At 60.6% G+C, this 25809-nt stretch carries 23 protein-coding genes; 14 read left to right on the top strand and 9 right to left on the bottom strand.

Annotated elements, in window-relative coordinates:
* Positions 1–180: 180 nt before the first annotated feature.
* Positions 181–795 (bottom strand): NAD(P)-dependent oxidoreductase, encoded by a 615-nt coding sequence (locus AC1RO5_RS15575; protein WP_258672549.1) that lies wholly within the window; start codon positions 793–795, stop codon positions 181–183.
* Between the two features lie 205 nt (positions 796–1000).
* Entirely contained in the window at positions 1001–1882 is an 882-nt protein-coding gene (locus AC1RO5_RS15570; protein WP_493176051.1) for an MBL fold metallo-hydrolase, read from the bottom strand.
* Positions 1883–1996: 114 nt separating this feature from the next.
* Between AC1RO5_RS15570 and AC1RO5_RS15565 the strand changes: the two genes are divergently transcribed.
* Entirely contained in the window at positions 1997–2902 is a 906-nt protein-coding gene (locus AC1RO5_RS15565; RefSeq protein ID WP_493176049.1) for a LysR family transcriptional regulator, read from the top strand.
* Between the two features lie 126 nt (positions 2903–3028).
* Positions 3029–3205, top strand: coding sequence for a hypothetical protein (locus tag AC1RO5_RS15560; RefSeq protein WP_181150695.1), 177 nt, complete (start codon positions 3029–3031; stop codon positions 3203–3205).
* Between the two features lie 43 nt (positions 3206–3248).
* Here the strand turns inward: AC1RO5_RS15560 and AC1RO5_RS15555 are convergent, their stop codons facing one another.
* Positions 3249–4145: a helix-turn-helix domain-containing protein gene (locus AC1RO5_RS15555; RefSeq protein ID WP_493176047.1), complete on the bottom strand. Its 897-nt coding sequence runs from the start codon at positions 4143–4145 to the stop codon at positions 3249–3251.
* Positions 4146–4324: 179 nt separating this feature from the next.
* Between AC1RO5_RS15555 and pobA the strand changes: the two genes are divergently transcribed.
* Positions 4325–5518 carry a 4-hydroxybenzoate 3-monooxygenase gene (pobA, locus tag AC1RO5_RS15550; RefSeq protein ID WP_493176045.1) on the top strand — a complete coding sequence of 398 codons (1194 nt, stop codon included), beginning with the start codon at positions 4325–4327 and terminating at the stop codon, positions 5516–5518.
* Between the two features lie 79 nt (positions 5519–5597).
* Positions 5598–7115 (top strand): MDR family MFS transporter, encoded by a 1518-nt coding sequence (locus AC1RO5_RS15545; protein WP_493176043.1) that lies wholly within the window; start codon positions 5598–5600, stop codon positions 7113–7115.
* A gap of 278 nt (positions 7116–7393) precedes the next feature.
* Here AC1RO5_RS15545 and AC1RO5_RS15540 read toward each other — a convergent pair whose 3' ends face one another.
* The 3 genes from AC1RO5_RS15540 to AC1RO5_RS15530 form a co-directional block, all read right to left on the bottom strand.
* The gene (locus AC1RO5_RS15540) at positions 7394–8263 is read right to left on the bottom strand and encodes an ATPase (RefSeq protein ID WP_493176041.1); all 870 of its coding nucleotides are present in this window, start codon (positions 8261–8263) and stop codon (positions 7394–7396) included.
* Between the two features lie 115 nt (positions 8264–8378).
* Complete coding sequence (locus AC1RO5_RS15535; RefSeq protein WP_018926571.1) at positions 8379–9371, bottom strand: NAD-dependent epimerase/dehydratase family protein; 993 nt, start codon at positions 9369–9371, stop codon at positions 8379–8381.
* A 75-nt stretch (positions 9372–9446) separates the two neighbouring features.
* Positions 9447–10340, bottom strand: coding sequence for a LysR family transcriptional regulator ArgP (locus tag AC1RO5_RS15530; protein WP_493176039.1), 894 nt, complete (start codon positions 10338–10340; stop codon positions 9447–9449).
* Between the two features lie 96 nt (positions 10341–10436).
* Here AC1RO5_RS15530 and AC1RO5_RS15525 point away from each other — a divergent pair, with 96 nt between their 5' ends.
* The 10 genes from AC1RO5_RS15525 (at position 10437) to AC1RO5_RS15480 (ending at position 24614) form a co-directional block, all read left to right on the top strand.
* A complete protein-coding gene (locus tag AC1RO5_RS15525) occupies positions 10437–10838 on the top strand; it encodes an ACT domain-containing protein (protein WP_493176037.1) in 402 nt (133 codons plus the stop codon).
* A gap of 7 nt (positions 10839–10845) precedes the next feature.
* A complete protein-coding gene (locus AC1RO5_RS15520; protein ID WP_493176035.1) occupies positions 10846–11448 on the top strand; it encodes a LysE/ArgO family amino acid transporter in 603 nt (200 codons plus the stop codon).
* 176 nt (positions 11449–11624) lie between these two features.
* Positions 11625–12221, top strand: a complete 597-nt coding sequence (locus AC1RO5_RS15515) for a superoxide dismutase (protein WP_007938876.1) — start codon at positions 11625–11627, stop codon at positions 12219–12221.
* A gap of 436 nt (positions 12222–12657) precedes the next feature.
* Complete coding sequence (locus AC1RO5_RS15510) at positions 12658–14709, top strand: putative bifunctional diguanylate cyclase/phosphodiesterase (RefSeq protein WP_019651383.1); 2052 nt, start codon at positions 12658–12660, stop codon at positions 14707–14709.
* A gap of 284 nt (positions 14710–14993) precedes the next feature.
* Complete coding sequence (locus AC1RO5_RS15505; protein WP_493176033.1) at positions 14994–16337, top strand: imelysin family protein; 1344 nt, start codon at positions 14994–14996, stop codon at positions 16335–16337.
* Between the two features lie 251 nt (positions 16338–16588).
* On the top strand, positions 16589–18016 hold the full coding sequence (locus AC1RO5_RS15500) for a di-heme oxidoreductase family protein (RefSeq protein WP_493176031.1): 1428 nt from the start codon (positions 16589–16591) through the stop codon (positions 18014–18016).
* 27 nt (positions 18017–18043) lie between these two features.
* Complete coding sequence (locus AC1RO5_RS15495) at positions 18044–19108, top strand: imelysin family protein (RefSeq protein ID WP_493176029.1); 1065 nt, start codon at positions 18044–18046, stop codon at positions 19106–19108.
* 14 nt (positions 19109–19122) lie between these two features.
* Positions 19123–20220, top strand: coding sequence for a DUF1513 domain-containing protein (locus AC1RO5_RS15490; RefSeq protein ID WP_493176027.1), 1098 nt, complete (start codon positions 19123–19125; stop codon positions 20218–20220).
* A 205-nt stretch (positions 20221–20425) separates the two neighbouring features.
* Positions 20426–21574: an efflux RND transporter periplasmic adaptor subunit gene (locus AC1RO5_RS15485; protein ID WP_493176025.1), complete on the top strand. Its 1149-nt coding sequence runs from the start codon at positions 20426–20428 to the stop codon at positions 21572–21574.
* Positions 21575–21587: 13 nt separating this feature from the next.
* Positions 21588–24614, top strand: a complete 3027-nt coding sequence (locus AC1RO5_RS15480; RefSeq protein ID WP_493176023.1) for a multidrug efflux RND transporter permease subunit — start codon at positions 21588–21590, stop codon at positions 24612–24614.
* Positions 24615–24671: 57 nt separating this feature from the next.
* Here the strand turns inward: AC1RO5_RS15480 and AC1RO5_RS15475 are convergent, their stop codons facing one another.
* From AC1RO5_RS15475 to AC1RO5_RS15465, 3 genes are read right to left on the bottom strand one after another with little or no spacing between them, the layout of a single operon-like run.
* Positions 24672–24899: a hypothetical protein gene (locus AC1RO5_RS15475; protein WP_493176022.1), complete on the bottom strand. Its 228-nt coding sequence runs from the start codon at positions 24897–24899 to the stop codon at positions 24672–24674.
* A 2-nt stretch (positions 24900–24901) separates the two neighbouring features.
* A complete protein-coding gene (locus tag AC1RO5_RS15470) occupies positions 24902–25036 on the bottom strand; it encodes a hypothetical protein (protein WP_493176058.1) in 135 nt (44 codons plus the stop codon).
* 4 nt (positions 25037–25040) lie between these two features.
* On the bottom strand, positions 25041–25709 hold the full coding sequence (locus AC1RO5_RS15465; RefSeq protein WP_493176021.1) for a class I SAM-dependent methyltransferase: 669 nt from the start codon (positions 25707–25709) through the stop codon (positions 25041–25043).
* Positions 25710–25809: the final 100 nt, after the last annotated feature.

The raw sequence follows: 25809 nt of genomic DNA, 5'->3' as shown, positions 1-25809 counted from the left end.
CTGATTATTGCTTACGAAGCAGGCACAGCAAGGGGGAGCAAGCTCCCCCTTTAGTTTTTACCGGACACTAGTGACGCTCCGCGTGGGAATGCAGCCCGGGACGCTCCGCGTCCCATCCGGAGCCGAACGCGGAGCGTCCGTTGAGGCATTCCCACGCAGAGCGTGGGAACGATCAATCACTCAATACCCGACCGTAAACCGCTGGCGGGAATGCTTCGGTGTTTCCACTTCATCCAGCAGCGCGATCGCGTAATCGGCAAAGGTAATCCAGCTGCGACCCTGCGCACTCACCAGCAAGTCATCCTTGCCGACTCGAAACGTGCCCGTACGCTCACCTTCGACAAACTCCGCCGACGGCGACAGGAAGGTCCAGTCCAGGTCCTTTTCCTGACGCAAGGTATTCAAGAACTCGGCTCCGGCGCTGGCCTCGGCCTTGTACTCCGGCGGAAAACCTTCGCTGTCGATCACCCGGCTGCCGCCCGGCAGCAACAGCGAACCGGCACCGCCCACCACCAGCAGACGCTTGACCCCGGCCTGCTTCACCGGCTCGATGACCGCGCTGGCGGGGATGGTAGAGAAATGCGCCGCGCTGATCACCGCGTCATGGCCGGCTACTGCCGCTTGCAAAGCAGCGGCATCGAGCACGTCGACGTTTTTGCTCACAACACCGGCGCGCTGACCGATTTTCGAGGTATCGCGGGCGATGGCGGTGACGCTGTGACCGCGACGCAGGGCTTCTTCCAACAATTGGCTACCGGCACGACCGGTGGCACCGATGATTGCGATTTTGCTCATGACGTTCTCCAGTTGGTTTGGTTCTACAGGTATTGAGTTGGTTTGCCTGGATCAGTGTGGCGAGGGAGCTTGCTCCCGCTCGGCTGCGAAGCAGTCGTAAAACCTTCGAATGCGGTTAGCCTGAAGAAATGCGGGGAGTGCTTCGCACTCCAGCGGGAGCAAGCTCCCTCGCCACAAAGGCTTGTTCAGTTTCAGGTCCGACGGGTTACCACTTCATCTCGCCCTTGGCGACTTTGGCGCTCAGTTCGAGTGAGCTTTCTTCGCCCAGGGTCGGGTAGCGTTTTTTCATCGCGCCGATCAGTTCGGCAGCGTCTTTCGCCTTGGCGGTTTCCTCGTCGAAAGCCTTGATGTAATCGGCGGTGAACTGCACAGCCGCCAGCGAACGAGCGCTCTCACCCAAGTAGTGACCCGGCACGATGGTGTTCGGCTTCAAGGCTTCGATCGTGTGCAGCGTCGTCAGCCAATCGGCATGGGACTGCGGGGTCTGGGTGTCAGCCATCCACACGTGAATGTTTTCCGCGACAACCACGCCACCGACCACTGCCTTGATCGACGGGATCCACACAAAGCTGCGATCCGGCTGCTTGCCATCCAGGCCGAGCACCTGCAGTTTCTGCCCTTCCAGCATCAGGCTGTCGCCCTTGAGCACGTGCGGCACGATGGTTTTGTTCGGCACATCGGCGCCCATTTTCGGACCCCAGAACGCCAGTTTGCCGTCGACGGTTTTCTTGATGTGGTCAACGGTCGGTTGCGAGGCCAGTACTTTGGCCTTCGGGAACGCTTGGGTGATGGTGTCGAGGCCGAAGTAGTAATCCGGGTCACCGTGGCTGATGTAGATGGTGGTCAGTTGCTTGCCGCTGGCGCGGATTTTTTCCACCACCTGTTCGGCTTGGGATTTGCCGAATTGCGCGTCCACCAGAATCGCTTCTTTCTCGCCGCTGACCAGTACCGAAGTCACCGGGAAAATCGCGTTGGTGCCAGGGTTGTAGACGTCCAGGGTCAGGGTCGACGCCGCAGCGGCGTGGGCCGCGAAGCCCAGTGTGGCGGTTGCCAGAAGAATGCGTTTGATTGAAGTGAAGCCGATCATGTGTTGCTCCGTTGTCCGAATGCCGTGCTTGGCGATAGGACAGAGCTTAGTTGCCTGGTTCGATACAAAAAATGCGATGCTTGAACATAGTTTGTTTCTGAAAGCGGGCAAATCATGGATCGTCTACAAGCAATGCGAGTGTTCGTTACGGTGGTGGATCTGGGCAGCCAATCGGCCGCCGCCGATCACCTGGACCTGTCGCGGCCGGTGGTTTCACGGTATCTGGCGGAGCTGGAAGATTGGGTCGGCGCACGCCTGATGCACCGCACCACGCGCAAATTGAGCCTGACCGCCGCCGGCAGTGAAATCCTGCCCCGGTGCCGGCAGATGCTCGATTTATCCAGCGACATGCAAGCCGCCGTCAGCGAGCCGGACGACGCACCGCGCGGCCTGCTGCGGATCAGCGTCAGCACCTCGTTCGGCCAGGCGCAACTGGCGGATGCCATGGCGGCGTACGTCAAACGTTACCCCGGCGTGAGCATCGACCTGCAGATGCTCGACCGCACGGTGAACCTGGTGGATGAGCGCATCGACCTGGCCATCCGCACCAGCAACGACCTGGACCCGAACCTGATCGCCCGGCGGCTGACGGTCTGCCGCTCGGTGATCTGCGCCTCCCCCGCTTACCTGCGCGAGCACCCGGCGCCGCAACGGGTCGAAGACCTGAGCCTGCACAATTGCCTGACTCACTCTTACTTCGGCAAAAGCCTCTGGCATTTCGAGCAGGATGGCGAACCGGTCTCGGTGCCGGTGCAGGGCAACATCAGCGCCAACGAAGCCAGCACGCTGTTGCGCGCGGCGATGGCCGGGGCCGGCGTGGCGATGCTGCCCAGTTACCAGGCCGGCGTGCATATCCACAGCGGCGAACTGGTCCGCCTGCTGCCCCAGGCCGAGCCCCGGCAGATGAACATCTATGCGGTGTATGCCTCACGCAAGCACATGCCGGTGGCGTTGCGCAGCATGCTGGATTTTCTGGTGCTCAGATTCCCCGAAGAACCGGCGTGGGATGTAGGCCTTTAACCGGAGCAAATGTGCATCAGTGTTCTGAATATCACGTTAAACGCGAGGGCGGTTTTGATGGCAACTCACCGGCGCTGACCTATGCTCAAAACAGTACCCAAGGGTATTCGTTCAGAGGTCAACGCCATGAACATCAAAACAAGAAGATACCTCGCCATTTTCATCACTTGCGCGGCGACGCTGGCGCTGTATGGCACGGCCGCCTGGCGTGTCGAACAGTTGCGAAAAGTGCCCCGTGACTTCGCGAGCTGCAACTTCGAGCGCTGCATCCCCCACAGCGCAAGCCTCAACGCCCTCCGATAACGAACACCCTGTAGCGAGGGGGCTTGCCCCCTCGCCACGGGGTTCAGGCCTCGTTGTCCTGATCGGCCTTCAAACGGTCGCGGAAGGCCTTTGGCGAGATCCCCACCCGACGCCGGAACAGGCGTGTGAAGTTGGTCGGATCGGAAAAACCCAACACGTCGGACATTTCATAAATGGTCATGCTGGTGTAGGTCAGCAAGCGTTTGGCCTCCAGCAACTGACGCTCGTGCATGATCTGCAACGCCGGTTGCCCCGCCAGCTCACGGCACGTGCCGTTGAGGTGGGACACGGAAATCCCCAGCCGATGAGCCAGGTCCTCGACCTTGACGTGCTGGCGATAGGTCTCCTCCACCAGCTGGATAAAACCGTTGAGGTATTCCCGGGCACGCTGCGGACGCTGATTGGCTGCACGGCGCTGAATCACCTGACGGCTGACCCACACCATGATCACACTGACCAGCGAATGCATGAGCATTTCCCGCGCCGGTTGATGGCCGGTGTATTCGCTTTGCAGCGCTGAAAACAGACTGTTGAGGTATTCGCCGTCCATGCCCGCCAAGTAGCTTTCGGCCTGAGCCAGGGCGTTCACCGAATTACCCAACTGCGCCTGAAGATGGGCGACCAGCGGCGCGGCCAAGGTGACAACGAACCCTTCGACGTCCTCGGAAAACCGATAACCATGCACCGATAACGGCGGCAGAATGATGATTGCCGGCTCAGCCAATTGTGAGCGTTTCCCTTCGATCTCAAGCTCTGCCTGACCTTTGAAGACGAAGAGCAACTGACACAAATCAGCGTGGCGATGGGGTTTTATTTCCCATTGATGTTCGCGGCTGCGTTTTGAAATGGTTTCACAGTGGAGCAAATCGGGGGTCGGCCAATCCAGGCTTTCACCGTAGAGTTTGAACACCGGAATCGATGGCAGGGCGGGCTTGTTCATCACTTCAATCCAGGCCTCGAGGGTAACGGGGCGATAATCGCACCGATTGGCAGAATGTACAGGTATCGGCTCAGTTTTCACCTTCAATTGACAGACCCGCAAGTGAAAAATGCAAGCACTCGATCCATAAAAATCATCCACCGGCCTTGGTCGCGCGGAGCTTGCGAGTCATAAAAACAATGAAAACATTAAAAACCCAAGTCGCCATCATCGGCGCCGGCCCCTCTGGTTTACTACTCGGCCAATTGCTGCATAACGCCGGCATCGACACCCTGATTCTCGAACGTCAGACCCCGGATTATGTGCTGGGGCGCATCCGTGCCGGTGTGCTCGAACAAGGCATGGTAGAGCTGTTGCGTCAGGCCGGGGTGGGCCAGCGCATGGACGCCGAAGGGCTGGTCCACACAGGCTTCGAATTGGCCCTCGACGGGCGCCGGGTGCACATCGATCTGCAGGCGCTGACCGGCGGTAAAACCGTGATGGTGTATGGCCAGACCGAGGTCACCCGCGACCTGATGGCCGCTCGTCGGGACGCTGGCGCGCAGACCATTTATGCAGCCGGCAACGTCGTCCCCCACGGCATGAAAACCGCTGAACCCTTTGTCACCTTCGACAAGGACGGCGAAACGTATCGACTCGATTGTGACTACATTGCCGGTTGCGACGGTTTCCATGGCGTAGCGCGGCAGTCGATCCCTGCCGACTGCCTGAAGGTGTTCGAGCGGGTGTATCCGTTCGGCTGGCTGGGGATTCTCGCTGACACTCCGCCGGTGCACGAGGAGTTGGTCTACGCGCGGCATGAACGAGGCTTTGCGTTGTGCAGCATGCGCTCGCCGACACGCACCCGTTATTACCTTCAGGTACCGGCCCGGGATCAGGTCGAGGACTGGTCCGACCAACGCTTCTGGGACGAACTCAAATCCCGTCTGCCGACCGCCCTCGCCGATGTGCTGGTGACCGGCCCGTCAATCGAAAAAAGCATCGCACCGCTGCGCAGTTTCGTGGTCGAGCCGATGCAGTACGGGCGGATGTTCCTGGTCGGCGACGCCGCGCACATCGTCCCGCCCACCGGTGCCAAGGGCCTGAACCTGGCGGCCAGCGACGTCAGTACGTTGTTCAATATTCTGCTGAAGGTTTACCGCGAAGGCCGTGTTGATTTGCTGGAGAAGTATTCCGAAATCTGCCTGCGGCGGGTGTGGAAAGCCGAACGGTTTTCCTGGTGGATGACCTCAATGTTGCATCGCTTCGACGAGCACGACGCGTTCAGTCAGCGCATCAGCGAATCGGAACTGGCCTATTTCGTTGACTCCGAGGCGGGCCGAAAAACCATCGCGGAAAACTACGTCGGCCTTCCTTATGAGGCTATCGAATAGCCTGCTACCGACTTACACTGGCGAGCATCCCCCGCTCGCCTTGCTTCTTGCGGGTCCATCACTGCCCGCAGGTTTTACCGTGACCAATCTCAACCGGCCTGAAACGCCCAAACCGGCCATTCGCAGCGTGCTGATCGCCCTGATGCTGGCGATCTTTCTGGGCGCGCTGGACCAGACCATCGTCGCGGTGTCGATGCCGGCGATTTCCGCGCAGTTCAAGGACGTCAGCCTGCTGGCCTGGGTCATTTCCGGCTACATGGTGGCGATGACCGTGGCGGTGCCGATCTACGGCAAGCTCGGCGATCTGTATGGCCGCCGCCGGTTGATGCTGTTTGGAATGGGTTTGTTCACTCTGGCGTCATTGTTCTGCGGCATGGCGCAAAGCATGGAGCAACTGGTGCTGGCGCGGATTTTTCAAGGCATCGGCGCCGGCGGGATGATTTCGGTGAGCCAGGCGATCATCGGCGACATCGTCCCACCGCGCGAACGCGGTCGCTATCAGGGTTACTTCAGCAGCATGTACGCGGTGGCCAGCGTGGCCGGCCCGGTACTCGGTGGCTACATGACCGAATACCTGTCTTGGCGCTGGGTGTTTCTGATCAATCTTCCGTTGGGCCTGGGGGCGTGGTTGGTGGCCTACCACACGCTGGTGGGCCTGCCGGTGCCGCAGCGCAAGCCGATCATTGACTACCTCGGTACGTTGCTGATGATCATTGGCCTGACGGCGTTGTTGCTGGGCATCACTCAGGTTGGCCAGGGGCATTCGTGGCGCAGTGCCGAAGTGGCGGGTTTGCTCGGTTGTGCGGTGGTGGTGCTGGCTGTGTTCGTCTGGCATGAACGGCGGGCGCGGGAACCGTTGCTGCCGATGCATTTGTTCGCCAACCGCAATGCGGTCCTATGCTGGTGCACGATTTTCTTCACCAGTTTCCAGGCGATTTCCCTGATCGTGCTGATGCCGCTGCGCTTCCAGAGCGTCACCGGCGCCGGGGCCGACAGCGCGGCACTGCACCTGTTGCCGCTGGCCATGGGCTTGCCGATAGGCGCCTATTTCGCCGGGCGCCGGACCTCGGTGACCGGTCGTTACAAACCGATGATCCTGACCGGTGCGTTGCTCATGCCGTTGTCGATTTTGGGCATGGCGTTCAGTGCGCCGCAGGCGTTTGTGCTGAGCAGCCTGTTCATGTTGCTCTGCGGCATCGCTGGCGGCATGCAGTTCCCGACGTCGTTGGTGGGCACGCAAAACTCGGTGGAACAACGGGACATCGGCGTTGCCACCAGCACCACCAATCTGTTCCGCGCTCTGGGCGGTGCAGTGGGGGTGGCGTTGATGTCGGCGCTGTTGCTGGCGTTGTTGCAGGACTCCAGTTTCGCGCACCTGGCCGGCTCGTCGCTGATTGCCGAGGGCCGTTCGGGGAATGTCTTGCTCGATGGTTTGAACGCCGCGCCGGGGGATGCGCAAAACGCCTTGCGCGCCGAGTTGCTGCTGACCTTCAGGCATTTGCTGATGGTCAGCGCGGCGGTGTCGCTGCTGGGGCTGGCGGCGGCGATTGCCATGCCGAACAGGGTGTTGCGCGGGCGGGAGGACAAGGTTCGGTAGAAAGACCGAGTCGCCTGCATTCGCGAGCAAGCCCTGTGGCCAGTGTAGTGAGAGGGATTATCTGTGGTGGGCGGATTATCTGTGGCGAGGGGGCTTGCCCCCGTTCGGCTGCGCAGCAGTCGCAAATCAGGCACCACGGACTATCTGAAAAGCCGTGGTGAATGGAGATGGGGCGGCTACGCCACCCAACGGGGGCAAGCCCCCTCGCCACAAGCAAGCTCCCTCGCCACAAAAGCCCCACTCCACAGGCCCACTCCACACAACATCACTGCATCGGGCTATTGAGTCCGGGCGTGCAGCTGTTGTTGCAGGTTCTGGATCTGCGCCTGCAGGGTGTTGATGTTGCGGGTGACCTGGCCGCGGAAGGCGTCGAACTCGGCAGTATTGTTGCCACCCTGCGCTGCAGCCGGGCGGTTGTCCTGTTGGCTTTTGAGCACGATCATGTCTTGCTCCAGGCGCTCGACGGCGGCGCTCGGGTTGCCTTGCCGCTTCAGTGCAGCGATGTCGGCGCCAAGGCTTTTGAGTTGGGCGTCGACCTTGCTGGTATCGGCCGGTGCGCTCTTCAACGCGGCCAGTTCGCCGCTCAAGGCTTTGACCTGAGCCTGCAACTGGGCATTGGCGGCTTGTTGTTCGCTGGCCTGCGTGGTCATTTGCGCCAGGCGCTTGTCCAGATCGGAGGTCTGGCCGAGCACGCCTTGCTGCTGTTTGCTCTGATCCTGGAGTTTGCTTTCCAGCTGTTTGCTCTGGTCCTGGAGTTTGCCTTCCAGTTGTTTGATTTGCAGCTTCAACGCTTCACTGCCGGTGTTGACCGTGGACTGACTGGCCACAACCTTGCCGGAAATGTCCTGCAAGCGGCCCGCCGCTTCTTCACTGATACGGGCGAAACTTTCCTGGGTCGCCACCAGTTGTTGTTCCATCAGCGAAATCTGCTGAAAACTCCACCAGGCAAGGCCGGCGAAGGCAAAGAACAACGCGCCGACCAACGCCCACAGCGGGCCGGTGCTCGGGCCTTTGGCCTTGACTACCGGTGTGGTGCGCGAATGCACGGAAGTGCGCGCGGTGGTCGGAAAATCATCATCGTCGAGGCTGTCGGCACGCAGGCTCGGTACATCGTCGAAGTCGTCGTTGGCATCGTTACGCATGGACATTGAGTCAACCTTTGTAAAACGCGGTGATGGCTTGATGCGGCGAAGTATAACTCCCGCTGGCGCACCGGTTGACCCTGAACCCTGAACTCGGTTCAGTAGGGGCGGCTCTTGTGTGTCAGCGAATGTCCTGAGCCTTCCACCAGGCGCAAAATTCATCGAGAGCGGTCCAGAGGCTGACTTTCGGATCGTAGTCCAGATAATGCCGGGCGCGACTGATGTCCAGGGTGAAATTTTTGTTCATTACCTGCATGCCCAGCCGCGACAGGGTCGGCTCGGGACGACCCGGCCACAGTTTGCAAACACCCTCGTTGAGCGCGGCAAGGCTGTAGGCCAAGCCGTAGGAACGGTAACGAGTCACCTGTGGGACATCCATGTTACGCATCACGTAATTGACCACATCCCACAGCGGCACCGGTGCCCCATTGCTGATGTTGTAGGCCTTGCCCAAGGCCGAACCGCTGGCCAGCAAGCTGCTGAACAACGCTTCATTGAGGTTTTGCACGCTGGTGAAATCAACCTTGTTCAGGCCATTGCCGATAATCGCCAACCGCCCCTTGCGCTGCATCTTCAGTAACCTGGGGAAAATGCTCATGTCGCCGGCGCCCGTCACGAAACGCGGGCGCAGGGCCAGGGTTTCAAGGCCGAACTCCTGCGCACCGAAAACTTTTTGCTCGGCCAGGTATTTGGTCGCGGCGTAGGGATGTTTGAAGCGCTTGGGCACCTGGTCTTCGGTCAACCCCAGATGATCGCGGCCATCGAAGTAAATCGATGGCGACGACAAGTGCACCAGGCGCCGCACCCGTTGTTTCAGGCAGGCCTCGACCACGTTCTCGGTGACCTCGACGTTGCCTTGATGGAAGTCCTGATAGCGCCCCCACAAACCGACAGCGCCGGCGCAATGGACCACGGCTTCGACGTCGGAACATAGGTCGCGCGCCAGTTGTGGATCGCTCAAGTCGCCCTGAATGAACTCGGCACCACGGCGCACCAAATGCTCGACGCTCTCGGCCCGGCGACCGTTGACCCGCACGTCCAGGCCCTGCTCCAGGGCGAAACGCGCAAAGCGTCCGCCAATGAAGCCGCTTGCACCGGTGACCAGAATCTTCATGTATTGCTCCGAATATTTCGTTTTGCGTTTTGCGTTTTGCATATTGCATAGGGCGTGAGGTCTTGACGCCAGCCGTCAGTCCAACGGCACCAGCCATTGCTTCGACGAGCGCACCAATTGATCGGTGAGTAACCCCAACAGCTGACCGCCATTGCGCCAATGATGCCAGTACAGCGGCACATCGATCGGCTTATCTGGCAAAAGCTCCACCAATTGGCCGCGCGCCTGCTGCTCGCGCACCTGCAATTCAGGCACCAGCCCCCAGCCAAGCCCTGCTTCCGTGAGACGAAGAAACCCTTCGGAAGACGGGCATAAATGGTGTTCGAAACCACCATTCACGCCAACTGACGCAAGGTAACGATGCTGCAGGAAATCGTCCGGGCCAAATACCAGCGCCGGGGTTCTGGCCAACTGATCGGCGCGCACACCTTGGGGAAAATGCCGGGCAATGAATGCAGGGCTGGCCAACGCACGGTAGCGCATCGCCCCCAACAGCACGCTGCGCGCACCGGCCACCGGCCGCTCACTGGCGCACAGACACCCCGCCACATCGCCTGCGCGCATGCGTTTGAGGCCGACGGTCTGGTCTTCCACCACCAGGTCGAGCAACAGATGCTCCTGCGCGCAAAAGTCCCCCACCGCCTCAGCCCACCAGGTGGCCAGGCTGTCAGCGTTCAGCGCGATGCGCAGGCGCTCCGGCAGGCCTTCTTCGTCCAGCGCCGGCACCAGGCTTTGCAGATCGCGCTCCAGCAACCGCACCTGCTGCACATGGTTGAGCAATCGCCGGCCGATCTCCGTCGGGGCCGGAGGCGTGACCCGCACCAACACCGGTTGGCCGACCCGCGCCTCGAGCAGTTTGATGCGCTGGGAAATGGCCGATTGGGACAAGCCCAAGACCTGCGCGGCGCGTTCGAATCCGGCCTGCTCGATCACGGCGGCGAGCGCGGACAGTAATTTGTAGTCGAACATCAGTTTTCCTAATGAGCGATCAGCACTATTGGTTTTTCTTATACAACTTCCCACCGGAGAATGGCCAGCAAGAACTCTTGAACAAGGATCACCGACATGGCTGGCGAAACCTCATTGGCAACCCTGCTGCGCAGCATGAGCCCGCAACTCAACGACGGCGAATACGTGTTCTGCACCTTGCCCGACGGCAAGCTGCCCGCAGGCCTCGAGATTGTCGGCAGCTTTCGCGAACAGGAAGGCCTGACGGTGATTCTGCAACGTTCCCACGCCGAGAAGGCCGGTTTCAGCTTCGACTACATCGCGGCCTGGATCACCTTGAACGTGCACTCAGCCCTTGAAGCCGTCGGCCTGACCGCCGCATTCGCCACGGCACTGGGCCAGGCCGGCATCAGTTGCAACGTGATTGCCGGCTACTACCACGACCATTTGTTCGTCGGCCAGGCCGATGCCGAACTTGCCCTGCAGGTACTGCGGGATCTGGCGGCCAACGCGGAGTAAACATCTTATGTGGCAAAGCTATGTGAACGGCCTGTTGGTGGCCGCCGGGCTGATCATGGCGATCGGCACTCAGAATGCGTTTGTGTTGGCCCAGAGCCTTCGGCGTGAACATCACCTGCCGGTGGCGGCGCTCTGCGTAACCTGCGATGCGTTGCTGGTAGCCGCCGGGGTGTTCGGCCTGGCGACCTTGCTGGCGCAGAACCCGACCCTGTTGGTCATCGCTCGTTGGGGTGGCGCGGCGTTTCTGCTGTGGTATGGCAGCCTGGCGCTGCGTCGGGCGTGCTCGAAACAGAGCCTGCAACAAGGTGAGAACCAGACCGTGCGCTCATTGCGGGCGGTGCTGCTCAGCGCTTTGGCGGTGACCCTGCTTAACCCGCACGTCTACCTGGACACCGTGTTGCTGATCGGCTCCCTCGGCGCACAACAAACCGAGCCCGGTGCTTATGTCGTGGGTGCGGCCAGTGCATCGTTGCTGTGGTTTTTTACCCTGGCCCTCGGCGCAGCATGGTTGGCACCGTGGTTGGCACGCCCCAGTACCTGGCGAATCCTTGACCTGTTGGTGGCCGTGATGATGTTCACCGTAGCGATTCAACTGATCATTGCCGGGTGAATTATTCCAAAAGGCTCTGGAACCTCTATTCCACACAGTTGTTGCGTGGTTATGCCGCACCCCCGGTGCTATGATCCGATCCCTGCGCCGCAAAGAGTACAAACTCCCCGGCGCATGTCTGGCCGCCCGTGATCGGCCTTGCGCTCACCGCAACTGACCTGATTAGGAGAATTATCATGGCTTTCGAATTGCCGCCGCTGCCTTACGCGCACAATGCCCTGCAGCCGCACATTTCAGAGGAAACTCTGCAATACCACCACGACAAGCACCACAACACCTATGTCGTGAACCTGAACAACCTGGTGCCAGGCACCGAGTTCGAAGGCAAGACCCTGGAAGAAATCGTCAAGACTTCCTCGGGCGGTATCTTCAACAACGCCGCTCAGGTCTGGAACCACACTTTCTACTGGAACTGCCTGGCACCAAACGCCGGCGGTCAACCAACCGGCGCTCTGGCTGATGCCATCAACGCTGCTTTCGGTTCGTTCGACAAGTTCAAGGAAGAGTTCAGCAAAACGTCCATCGGCACCTTCGGTTCCGGTTGGGGCTGGCTGGTGAAAAAGGCTGACGGTTCCCTGGCCCTGGCCAGCACCATCGGCGCCGGCAACCCGCTGACCAGCGGCGATACCCCGCTGCTGACCTGCGACGTCTGGGAACACGCTTACTACATCGACTACCGCAACCTTCGTCCGAAGTACGTCGAAGCGTTCTGGAACCTGGTCAACTGGAAATTCGTGGCTGAGCAGTTCGAAGGCAAAACCTTCACCGCTTAAGCTTCGCGCCAGTCAAGAAACCCGGCTTTATGCCGGGTTTTTTTATGGGCCGGGGAAATGGGTACATCCGTATAGCCACCTTCGCGGGCAAGCCTCGCTCCTACAAGGGGTGAGTCGATCGAAATGGTCCGTTCGACTCGCCCCCTGTAGGAGCGAGGCTTGCCCGCGAAGAACGATAACGCGGTCTATCGTTCGCCCTCTTGCCCCCGCAGCACAGCGGTCTAACATCAACACAAGGAAAAATTGCCTCAACCTCCTCAAGTTGAAGGCCTCGACAACCGACACAGTGTTAATAGGGCAAATACTCCAAACAGCAGCATATCGGCCAAGCTACCGGCAATATCCCCCGGGTTGGATTGTCCCTTTGACTGCCATCACGGGATTGCCAATACTCATGGCAACTTGACGCTACCCGCACGGAACAAGGAATAACCCTTTGAAGCTGGAACTCAAGAACAGCTTGTCGGTGAAGTTACTCCGGGTCGTGCTCCTGTCGGCATTGATCGTCGGCGTGGTCTTGAGCTGCGCACAGATTGTTTTCGATGCCTATAAAACACGTCAGGCGGTTGCCAACGATGCCCAGCGCATCCTCGACATGTTCCGCGATCCCTCCACCCAGGCGGTCTACAGCCTGGACCGGGAAATGGGCATGCAGGTGATCGAAGGCCTGTTCCAGGACGACGCCGTGCGCATGGCCTCCATCGGCCATCCCCACGAAGCCATGCTCGCGCAAAAATCCCGCGAGCTGCAGCAATCCCACAGCCGCTGGCTGACTGACCTGATCCTCGGCAAGGAACGCACGTTCACCACCCAACTGGTGGGTCGCGGTCCCTACAGCGAGTACTACGGCGACCTGAGCATTACCCTCGACACCGCCACCTACGGCCAGAGCTTCATCGTCAGCTCGGTGATCATCTTCATCTCTGGCGTCTTGCGCGCCCTGGCCATGAGCCTGGTGTTGTATCTGGTTTACCACTGGCTGCTGACCAAACCATTGTCGCGGATCATCGAACATCTGACTGAAATCAACCCGGACCGGCCCAGCGCCCACAAGATCCCACAGCTCAAGGGTCATGAGAGAAACGAGCTGGGGGTCTGGATCAACACCGCCAACCAGCTGCTCGAATCCATCGAGCGCAACACTCACCTGCGCCACGAAGCGGAAAACAGCCTGCTGCGCATGGCCCAGTACGACTTCCTCACCGGTCTGCCGAACCGCCAGCAACTGCAGCAACAGCTGGACAAGATCCTCGTCGACGCCGGCAAGTTGCAGCGTCGGGTCGCGGTGTTGTGTGTCGGGCTCGATGATTTCAAAGGCGTCAACGAACAGTTCAGCTACCAGACCGGCGACCAGTTGCTGCTGGCCCTGGCCGATCGCCTGCGGGCTCACAGCGGCCGCCTCGGCGCCCTCGCCCGCTTGGGTGGCGACCAGTTCGCGCTAGTCCAGGCCGACATCGAACAACCCTACGAAGCTGCCGAACTGGCCCAAAGCATTCTCGATGATCTGGAAGCGGCGTTCGCCCTCGATCATCAGGAAATCCGCCTGCGCGCCACCATCGGCATCACCCTGTTCCCCGAGGACGGTGACAGCACCGAGAAGCTGCTGCAAAAAGCCGAGCAGACCATGACCCTGGCCAAAACGCGCTCGCGCAACCGCTATCAGTTCTATATCGCCAGCGTCGACACGGAAATGCGTCGACGCCGCGAGCTGGAAAAAGACCTGCGTGACGCCTTGATCCGTGACCAGTTCTACCTCGTCTACCAACCGCAGATCAGCTACCGCGATCATCGCGTGGTAGGCGTCGAGGCGTTGATTCGCTGGCAGCATCCCGAGCATGGGCTGGTGCCGCCGGACCTGTTCATTCCGTTGGCCGAGCAGAACGGTACCATCATCGCCATTGGCGAATGGGTGCTGGACCAGGCCTGCAAACAACTGCGCGAGTGGCACGACCAGGGCTTCGTCGATCTGCGAATGGCGGTGAATCTGTCCACCGTGCAATTGCACCACGCCGAGTTGCCGCGGGTGGTCAATAACCTGCTGCAGATCTACCGCCTGCCACCACGCAGCCTGGAGCTGGAAGTCACCGAAACCGGCCTGATGGAAGACATCAGCACCGCCGCCCAGCACCTGCTGAGCCTGCGTCGCTCCGGCGCGCTGATCGCCATTGACGACTTCGGCACCGGTTATTCGTCATTGAGTTATCTGAAAAGCCTGCCGCTGGACAAGATCAAGATCGACAAGAGCTTCGTTCAGGACCTGCTCGATGACGACGACGATGCGACCATCGTCCGGGCCATCATCCAGCTGGGCAAAAGCCTGGGCATGCAGGTGATTGCCGAAGGCGTGGAAACCGCCGAACAAGAGGCCTACATCATCTCCGAAGGCTGCCACGAAGGTCAGGGCTATCACTACAGCAAACCGCTGCCGGCGCGGGAATTGAGCGTCTACCTCAAGCAGGCCCAGCGCAGTAACGCGGCCATCCTCTGAAACAACGCATACATAGCAGCTGACGGAGCCCTGTGGCGAGGGAGCTTGCTCCCGCTCGGCTGCGCAGCAGTCGCCACCAGGTTGACGCGATCCTTCTGGAAGAACCGGGTTGCAGAATTTGGGACAGCTTCGCTGTCCAGCGGGAGCAAGCTCCCTCGCCACAGGTGAATAAGAAATATTTACAGGTGCAACCCTTTACACATAATGCGAAAGATTTGCATTATGTCGCACTTTTGCGCGCCGCCCGTGCGCGCCCAATCCATCACCGAAGCAGGATGTTCGCCATGATTCGTATGCCTCTGGCCACCGCCAGTCTGCTGGCCATCGCTATTTCCCTCGCCGGTTGCGGCGAAGGCAAAGACAAGGCTGCCGCTCCACAAGCGCCGACCCCGGCTGCCAGCACCGCTGCCCCGGCTGCTCCTGCTGCCACCGCTAAAGTCGACGAAGCCGCCGCCAAGGCTGTGGTCGCGCACTACGCCGACATGGTCTTCGCCGTTTACAGCGATGCCGAATCCACCGCGAAAACCCTGCAAACCGCCGTCGACGCGTTCCTCGCCAAGCCGAACGCCGACACCCTCAAAGCCGCCAGGGCTGCCTGGGTCGCGGCCCGCGTGCCTTACCTGCAGAGCGAAGTGTTCCGCTTCGGCAACACCATCATCGACGACTGGGAAGGTCAGGTGAACTCTTGGCCACTGGATGAAGGCCTGATCGACTACGTCGACAAATCCTACGAACACGCACTGGGTAACCCGGGCGCCACCGCCAACATCATCGCCAACACTCAGGTGCAGGTCGGCGAAGACAAGGTCGACGTGAAAGACATCACCCCGGAAAAACTCGCCAGCCTGAACGAGCTGGGCGGTTCCGAGGCCAACGTCGCCACCGGCTACCACGCCATCGAATTCCTGCTCTGGGGCCAGGACCTGAACGGCACCGGCCCTGGCGCCGGCAACCGTCCAGCCTCCGACTACCTGGAAGGCAAAGGCGCCACCGGCGGTCACAACGATCGTCGTCGCGCTTACCTGAAATCCGTGACCCAACTGCTGGTCAACGACCTGGAAGAAATGGTCGGTAACTGGAAGCCGAACGTGGCCGACAACTACCGCGCCACCCTGGAAGCCGAACCGGCTGAATCCGGTCTGCGCAAAATGCTGTTCGGCATGGGCAGCCTGTCCTTGGGCGAACTGGCGGGCGAGCGCATGAAGGTTTCCCTGGAAGCCAACTCCCCGGAAGACGAACAGGATTGCTTCAGCGACAACACCCACAACTCGCACTTCTACGATGCCAAAGGCATTCGTAACGTGTACCTGGGCGAATACACCCGTGTCGACGGCACCAAAATGACCGGCGCCAGCCTGTCGTCCCTGGTGGCCAAGGCCGACCCGGCTGCCGACACCGCGCTGAAAGCCGACCTGGCTGCGACCGAAGCCAAGATCCAGATCATGGTCGATCACGCCAACAAAGGTGAGCACTACGACCAACTGATCGCCGCCGGTAACACCGCCGGCAATCAGATCGTGCGCGACGCCATTGCCTCGCTGGTCAAACAGACCGGTTCGATCGAAGCCGCCGCCGGCAAACTGGGCATCAGCGACCTGAACCCGGACAACGCTGATCACGAGTTCTGATCAACGCCGGCTGAGTGAATACTAAGGCGACCTTCGGGTCGCCGATCGTTCCCACGCTCTGCGTGGGAATGCCTCAACGGACGCTCCGCGTTCGGCTGTTGATGTGACGCAGAGCGTCACGGGCTGCATTCCCACGCAGAGCGTGGGAACGATCAGTGCCTCACATCAACCAAACGATAATTCCTCTTATTCAAACTCCCCTGCCCTGTTAGACTTTGCGCCCTTGTTTTGCTCGTCTTGCAGGATGTCCGATGCCCTCGTTGCCTCTTCGCTTGTCTGCACTGTTGCTGGCCCTGGGCCTGAGTGCCTGCGATGACGCCCCGCGTTTTACTCAAGCCGAACCCGGTGAAGCCCGGTCCGGTGGCAGCGCGACGGTGCGCAAGACCGATCAGAACGCATTCTCCCTGCCGTCCGCCAATCTGCCGCCGTCACGGCGCGTCGACTTCAGCGTCGGCAACAGCTTCTTTCGCAGCCCCTGGGTAATCGCGCCGTCGACCACCACCGCCCGCGATGGCCTCGGCCCGCTGTTCAACACCAACGGCTGCCAGAACTGCCATATCAAGGACGGGCGCGGTCACCCACCGACGCCCGATGCGCCGAATGCGGTGTCGATGCTGGTACGCCTGTCGATTCCCAATGCGCCGGCCTACGCCAAAGTCATCGAGCAAATGGGCGTGGTGCCGGAGCCGGTCTACGGCGGCCAGTTCCAGGACATGTCGGTGCCCGGCGTTGCCCCGGAAGGCAAAGTGCGCGTCGATTACACGCCGGTCCCGGTACGCTTCAAGGACGGCAGCGAAATCGAGTTGCGCAAGCCGACCTTGCAGATGACCCAACTCGGCTACGGCCCGATGCACCCCGACACGCGTTTCTCTGCGCGCATTGCACCGCCGATGATTGGCCTGGGCTTGCTTGAAGCGATTCCCGACGAGGCTATCCTGGCCAACGCCGAGGCCCAGGCCCGGGAGAAAAACGGCATCGCCGGGCATCCGAACCGGGTCTGGGACGATGCGCAGCAGAAGACTGTTCTCGGACGATTTGGCTGGAAAGCCGGGCAACCGAACCTCAATCAGCAGAATGTTCACGCGTTCTCTGGTGACATGGGCCTCACGACCAGCCTGAGGCCCATTGATGACTGCACCGACGCACAAACCGCTTGCAAGCAGGCGCCCAACGGCAATGGCCCGGATGGCGAGCCGGAAGTCAGCGACAACATTTTGCGTCTGGTGCTGTTCTACAGCCGTAACCTCGCCGTGCCGGCCCGTCGCGATGTTGGCGCACCTGAGGTGCTGGCCGGCAAGAATCTGTTTTTCCAAGCCGGATGCCAGTCCTGTCACACCCCTCAATACACCACCGCCGCCAACGCCGCGGAACCTGAATTGGCCAATCAAGTGATTCGCCCTTACAGCGATCTGCTGCTGCACGACATGGGCGACGGTCTGGCCGACAACCGCACCGAGTTCCAGGCCAGTGGCCGCGACTGGCGGACGCCGCCGTTGTGGGGCATCGGCCTGACGCAGACGGTCAGCGGCCACACCCAGTTTTTGCATGACGGCCGCGCCCGCAACCTGCTCGAAGCCGTGCTCTGGCATGGCGGCGAAGCAAAAGCGGCGCAGCAACAGGTTTTGTCTTTCAACGCCGAGCAGCGTGCGGCGTTGCTGGCGTTTTTGAATTCCCTTTAATACGTATTCCTTCAGCGGGAGCCCGACATGTTCCGTCCCAAATTGTTGTTCACCAGCCTTGCCGCCCTCGCCCTGGGCGCCTGTTCGCCCCAGGATCCGCAAGCGGTCACCTCGGCGGCCATCGCCAAGCAAGTGATCCTGCCGAGCTACAGCCGCTGGGTTGAAGCCGACCGGCAATTGGCGGTCAGCGCCCTGGCGTTCTGCCAGGGCAAGGAAACCCTGGACACCGCCCGCGCCGACTTCCTGCACGCGCAGAAAGCCTGGGCCGAGCTGCAACCGCTGCTGATCGGGCCACTGGCCGAGGGCAACCGTTCATGGCAGGTGCAGTTCTGGCCGGACAAGAAAAACCTCGTGGGTCGTCAGGTCGAGCAACTGGTCACCGCTCAGCCACAGATCGATGCCGCCGCCCTGGCCAAGTCCAGTGTCGTGGTGCAAGGGCTGTCGGCCTATGAATACATCCTGTTCGACAGCAAGATCGACATGGCTGACAGCGCTCAGAAAGCCAAATACTGCCCGCTGCTGACCGCCATTGGCGAGCGTCAGAAGCAACTGGCCGAAGAGATCCTGTCGCGCTGGAACACCAACGACGGCATGCTCGCGCAGATGAGCAAATTCCCCAACCAGCGCTACGCCGATTCCCACGAAGCGATCGCCGATCTGCTGCGTGTACAAGTGACCGCGCTGGACACCCTGAAGAAAAAACTCGGCACGCCGATGGGCCGTCAGAGCAAGGGCACGCCACAGCCGTTCCAGGCCGACGCCTGGCGCAGCCAATCGTCGCTCAAAGGCATGGAAGCAAGCCTGACTGCTGCGCAAACCGTCTGGGTGGGTGTCGACAACAAAGGTCTGCGCGGTCTGTTGCCGAGCGAGCAAAAACCGTTGGCCGACAAGATCGACGCGGCCTACGCAGCATCCCTGAAACTGCTTGCCGGTAACCAGCGCTCGCTGACCGACATGCTCACCGACGATGCCGGTCGCCAGCAGCTGAATGACATCTATGACAGCCTCAACGTTGTCCACCGCTTGCACGAAGGCGAACTGGCCAAGGCGCTGGGCATCCAACTGGGCTTCAACGCCAACGACGGTGACTGATGAGGGCAAGTGCCATGCTGCGACGCCAGGCTCTGACGTTAGGGAGTTTGCTGCTGGGTGCGGTGACACTGGGCGGCTGGACGCTGTTCAAGCAAAAGGACAAAAGCCCGCTGCTGCTCTCGGCGCGGGACGATGGTGACGGCAAGCACTATGCCGTCGGTTATCGGCTGGACGGCACTCGGGTGTTTGCGACCCAGGTCGGTCAGCGCTGCCACGACATCATCAACCACCCGACGCTGCCGATTGCGCTATTCGTCGCTCGGCGTCCGGGCACCGAGAGCTACCTGATCGACCTTCGCGACGGCACGCTATTGCAAACCGTGGTGTCGCAACCGAACCGGCACTTCTACGGTCACGCGGTGATTCACCAGAGCGGCGACTGGTTGTACGCCACCGAAAACGACACCTCCGATCCGGGCCGAGGTCTGCTCGGTGTGTATAAATTCGAAGGTGAGCGACTGGTGCACAGCGGCGAAATTTCCACTCACGGCGTCGGCCCGCATCAGGTGTCGTGGATGCCCGATGGCGAGACGCTGGTGGTGGCCAACGGCGGCATTCGTACCGAGGCCGAAAGCCGGGTCGAGATGAACCTCAATGCCATGGAACCGAGCCTGGTGCTGATGAAGCGCGACGGCACACTGTTGAGCAAGGAAACACTGGCTCAACAGATGAACAGCGTGCGGCACTTGGGTATCGCCAGTGACGGCACCATCGTCGCCGGTCAGCAGTTCATGGGCGATGCTCACGAGTCCTCGGAGCTGCTGGCGATCAAGCGTCCCGGCCAACCGTTCGTGCCGTTCCCGGTGCCCGAGCATCAGTTGCAGGCCATGGGGCATTACACCGCCAGCGTGGCCGTGCACAGCGAACTGCGCCTGGTCGCCCTGACCGCGCCGCGGGGCAACCGCTTTTTTATCTGGGACCTGGACAGCGGTGAAGTACGCCTGGATGCACCGCTTCCCGATTGCGCCGGTGTCGGGGCCGTGGCCGACGGTTTTGTCGTGACTTCCGGGCAAGGCCGTTGCCGGTTCTACGATTGCCGCCAGACAAACCTTGTTGCAAAACCTCTGGAATTGCCTGCGGGGCTCTGGGACAACCACCTTCATCTGATCTGACTTCATCCTCCCTTGTAGGAGCAGAGCTTGCTCGCGAAAGCGGTGTGTCAGCCAACTAATGTACTGACTGATACACCGCTTTCGCGAGCAAGCTTCGCTCCTACAGGGTTTGCGTCATTCTGTAATAACTGCCAGTTGGAATCCCCTTCGCAGTGGGAGTAATGTTCCCGACAGTCTCACCTGATTTCTCCAAGGAAATGGAAATATGCTGCGCCGCCGCATGCTGATCATGTTGGGTGTTGTCCTGCTAATCGTGCTGGTCCTGGCCGGTTACAAAGCCTTCTCCATCTACACGATGATGCAAGGCTTCTCCGTGCCGAAACCGCCGATCAATGTCGCCGTGGCCACGGCCACCGAACGTCCGTGGCAAAGCCGTTTGCCAACGGTCGGCACCCTCAAGGCGCTGCAAGGGGTCGACCTGAGTCTGGAGATCGCCGGCACCGTCAAGGACGTGCAGTTCGAGTCGGGGCAGAAGGTCAAGGCCGGTCAGCCGATCGTGCAACTCGACAGTGCCGTGGAAACCGCCCTGCTGGAAACCGCTCAGGCCGACCTGGGCCTGGCGCAACTGGATTACGGTCGCGGCAGCCAACTGGTGGGTAGCCGGGCCATCTCCAAAGGCGAATTCGACCGACTCTCGGCGGTGTTGCAAAAGAGCCGGGCCACGGTCAATCAGCTCAAGGCGGCCTTGGCGAAAAAACGCATCGTCGCCCCGTTCAGCGGGACCATCGGCATCCGTCAGGTGGACGTCGGCGACTACGTGGCCAGCGGCACGATGATCGCCACCCTGCAAGACCTCAGCAGCCTCTACGTCGACTTCTTCGTACCCGAGCAGTCGGTGCCGAAGATCGCCCTTGGCCAACCGGTACAAGTCATTGTCTCGGCCTACCCGACAGAAAACTTCCCGGGCACCATCAGTGCGATCAACCCGAAGGTCGAGAACACCACCCGCAACGTGCTGGTGCGCGCAACCCTGGCCAACCCCGATGGCAAACTCCTGCCGGGGATGTTCGCCAGCCTGCAAGTGATGTTGCCCGACCCGCAGCCGCACATCGTCGTGCCTGAGAGCGCGATCACCTACACCCTTTATGGCAACTCGCTGTACGTCGTCGCGCAGAAAAAGGCCGAAGACGGCAGCCTCGAAAAGAACGACAAGGGCGAACCGGTTCTGATCGCCGAACGACGCTTTGTCGAAACCGGCGAGCGCCGCGACGGGATGGTCATGATCATCAAAGGCTTGCAGAGCGGCGAAAAAGTGGTCACCGGCGGCCAGATGAAACTGGACCACGGCGCGCACATCGCCATCAGCGACGACAAGACCCTAGCCGAGAAGAGCAGTCAGCCGCGCGCTGACTGATCAAGGAATCCCCATGGCTTTTACCGATCCGTTCATCCGCCGCCCGGTGCTCGCCACCGTGGTCAGCCTGTTGATTGTACTGCTGGGCTTCCAGGCGTGGAGCAAGTTGCCGCTGCGCCAATACCCGCAAATGGAAAACGCTCTGATCACGGTGACCACCGCTTATCCCGGGGCCAACGCCGAAACCATTCAGGGTTACATCACCCAACCGATGCAGCAAAGCCTGGCGAGCGCCGAGGGCATCGACTACATGACCTCGGTCAGTCGCCAGAACTTCTCGGTGATCTCGATCTACGCGCGCATTGGCTCCAACACCGACCGCCTGTTCACCGAACTGCTGGCCAAGGCCAACGAGGTCAAGAACCAGCTGCCCCAGGACGCCGAGGACCCGGTGCTGAGCAAGGAAGCCGCCGGCGCCTCGGCGCTGATGTACATCAGTTTCTTCAGCAACGAGCTGAGTAACCCGCAGATCACCGACTACCTGTCCCGGGTTATCCAGCCGAAACTGGCGACCCTGCCGGGCATGGCCGAAGCCGAGATTCTCGGCAACCAGGTGTTCGCCATGCGCCTGTGGCTGGACCCGGTGAAGCTCGCCGGTTTCGGCCTGAGTGCCAGCGATGTGACCAATGCCGTGCGCCAGTACAACTTCCTCTCCGCCGCCGGCGAAGTGAAAGGCGAGTACGTGGTCACCAGCATCAACGCCAACACCGAACTCAAATCCGCCGAGGCCTTTGGCGCGATCCCGCTCAAGGTCGACGGCGACAGTCGTGTGCTGCTGCGAGACGTGGCACGGGTCGAGATGGGCGCGGAAAACTACAACTCCGTCAGTTCCTTCGGCGGCACGCCCTCGGTGTACATCGGCATCAAGGCCACACCTGGCGCCAACCCGCTGGACGTGATCAAGGAAGTGCGCAAGATCATGCCGGACCTGGAGGCCCAGCTGCCGCCGAACCTCAAAGGCGAAATCGCCTACGACGCCACGCTGTTCATCCAGGCCTCCATCGACGAAGTGTTGAAAACCCTGTTTGAAGCAGTGCTGATCGTGATCGTGGTGGTGTTCCTGTTCCTCGGCGCCCTGCGTTCGGTGGTGATCCCGGTGGTCACCATTCCGCTGTCGATGATCGGCGTGATGTTCTTCATGCAGATGATGGGCTACTCGATCAACCTGCTGACCTTGCTGGCGATGGTCCTGGCCATCGGGCTGGTGGTGGACGACGCCATTGTGGTGGTGGAAAACATCCACCGCCACATCGAAGAAGGCAAGACGCCACTGGATGCGGCCATCGAGGGTGCCCGGGAAATCGCCATGCCGGTGGTATCGATGACCATTACCCTGGCGGCGGTCTATGCGCCGATCGGTTTCCTGACCGGCCTGACGGGGGCGCTGTTCAAGGAGTTCGCCCTGACCCTGGCCGGGGCGGTAGTGATCTCCGGCATTGTCGCCCTGACCCTGTCGCCGATGATGTGCGCCTTGTTGCTGCGCCACGATGAAAACCCCAGCGGCCTGGCCCATCGCCTGGACGTGATCTTCGAAGGCCTCAAGCGCCGCTACCAGAGCGTGCTTCACGGCACCCTCAACACCCGGCCGGTAGTGCTGGTGTTTGCGGTGATCGTGCTGTGCCTGATTCCGGTGTTGCTCAAGTTCACCAAGTCGGAACTGGCGCCGGACGAAGACCAGGGCGTGATTTTCATGATGGCCAACTCCCCGCAGACGGCCAACCTCGACTACCTGAACGCCTACACCGACGAGTTCGTCGCGATATTCAAGGCGTTCCCCGAGTACTACTCCTCGTTCCAGATCAACGGCTTCAACGGCGTGCAATCAGGGATCGGCGGCTTCCTGCTCAAACCCTGGAACGAACGCCACCGGACTCAGATGCAGATCCTGCCCGAGGTCCAGAGCAAGCTGGAAAGCATTCCCGGGCTGCAAATCTTCGGCTTCAACCTGCCGTCCCTGCCGGGCACCGGCGAAGGCTTGCCGTTTCAATTCGTGATCAACTCGGCCAATACCTACGAATCGTTGTTGGAGGTGACGGACCGGGTGAAAAAAAGGGCGATGGAATCCGGCAAGTTCGCTTTCGTCGACGTCGACCTGGCCTTCGACAAACCCGAAGTGGTGGTGGATATCGATCGCGCCAAGGCCGCGCAGATGGGTGTGTCCATGCAGGACCTGGGCGGGACGCTGGCGACCTTGCTGGGTGAGGCGGAAATCAACCGGTTCACCATCGAAGGTCGCAGCTACAAAGTCATCGCTCAGGTGGAACGGCCTTACCGCGATAACCCTGACTGGCTGAACCATTATTACGTCAGGAACACCAAGGGCGAACTGCTGCCCCTGTCGACCCTGATCACCGTGACCGACCGCGCGCGGCCGCGTCAGTTGAACCAGTTCCAGCAACTCAACTCGGCGATTCTTTCCGGGGTCCCGCTGGTCAGCATGGGTGAAGCCATCGACACCGTGCGCCAGATCGCCCGGGGAGAGGCACCGACGGGTTACGCCGTCGACTATGCCGGTGTCTCACGGCAATACGTTCAGGAAGGCAGCGCGCTGTGGGTCACCTTCGCCCTGGCCTTGGCGATCATCTTCCTGGTGCTGGCGGCCCAGTTCGAAAGCTTCCGCGATCCGCTGGTGATTCTGGTGACTGTGCCGCTGTCGATCTGTGGCGCGCTGATCCCGCTATTCCTCGGCTGGTCGAGCATGAACATCTATACCCAGGTGGGGCTGGTGACGTTGATCGGGCTGATAAGCAAACACGGGATCCTGATCGTCGAGTTCGCCAACCAGTTACGCAAGGAGAAAGGCCTGACACCTCGCGAAGCGGTGGAGGAAGCGGCGGCCATTCGCCTGCGTCCGGTATTGATGACCACGGCGGCGATGGTGTTCGGCATGGTGCCGTTGATCATCGCCACGGGCGCGGGGGCCGTCAGCCGGTTCGACATCGGCACGGTGATCGCAACGGGGATGTCGATCGGGACGCTGTTCACCTTGTTCGTGCTGCCGTGCATTTACACATTGCTGGCCAAACCCGATAAACCTTAGCGTCAAAAAGCAAAAGGCCTCGCATCCGCGAGGCCTTTTATTTGGGCTTCAATCTGTTCAACTCTGTGGCCTCAGTCCTTGAGAAAGTCCGAACATGAACAGTAACAAGTCATGATCAGGTTGAGTGGCCACGGGTGCTTTGGCTACCCGGGGCACCGGACAATGCGCGTCACCGTGCACTGAACTGAGGACTTGCGTGCGGGGCTGCTCCCAGGCAGCCACCGCCAAAGAAGCAACTGCCAAGGCTCCGGCTAAAAACAAACCTCGCGCAATTTCGAGTTTCATCGCTATAAGCCTTTGATAGCGCTGCCAAACGCCTTGTTATAAAAGTAGACGAGTTTTTTCCAGTCTGTATCGCTGAACGACGAGTGGCGACGCAGTTGCTTCAGGTCATGGGCCGCGGCTGCATAGTGCGCTGTCATTCTGTTACCTCTTGCGTAATACATAGACCCGCCGCATGGCATAGAGCGGTAAGAAATCCAGGTGTTCCTGAATACGGAAACCCACCTGCTCGAACTCCTTTTCAATCGTAGCAGCCGGTAACACAAATCGAGTCTGGTAACCTTCCTGCCCACGCTGCCTCTCGGCGCGCTTGCGTTTCCAGGCCTTGAAATTGCCGTCTACCCACAACGAAACAATCACGCTGTCGCGGGTGACACGCTCGAATTCACGCAGGATGGTCAGTCGTTGCTCGGCTTCACCGATGTGATGGAGCAGACGCATGCAGAAAATACTGTCGACCGCGTTATCGGGCAAGGCAATGTCGAATGCAGACGTGTGCAAGGGTTGTACCCTTTTGACCACGTCGGCGGGTTGCGTGCGCATGGCAGTCTTGAGCATGGACACCGAGTTGTCGGCCCCGATGATGACACGGTTGTGTTTTTCCGCGAGCAACGGCCAGAAACGCCCGGCACCGCAGGGCAAATCGAGGAGCAGGCCAGGTTCACCGGCCAACGCCAGGGCCTTTCGCGCCAGGTGTTCGTCACGCCATTGGGAGAGTCGGCGACCGAGCCCCACCTGGTGCTGGCGCAAATTCTTCTGTGCGGGTTGATCGTCGTATTTTTCGGAGAAGCCGAGCTTTATCGGGCCAGCCATGACTGCAATCTCCTGAGCTTCTGATGACAACCACCTTAAGTTGCGTGGTGTCAGCGTCAGGTCATGCCTTGGTGAAAATTTCGTCAGGTAAAGCCCGGAA

Source organism: Pseudomonas sp. GW822-FHT02G04 (assembly GCF_058802085.1).
The sequence above is the reverse complement of the archived record's forward strand: the minus strand, read 5'-3'. Positions and strand labels throughout refer to the sequence as shown.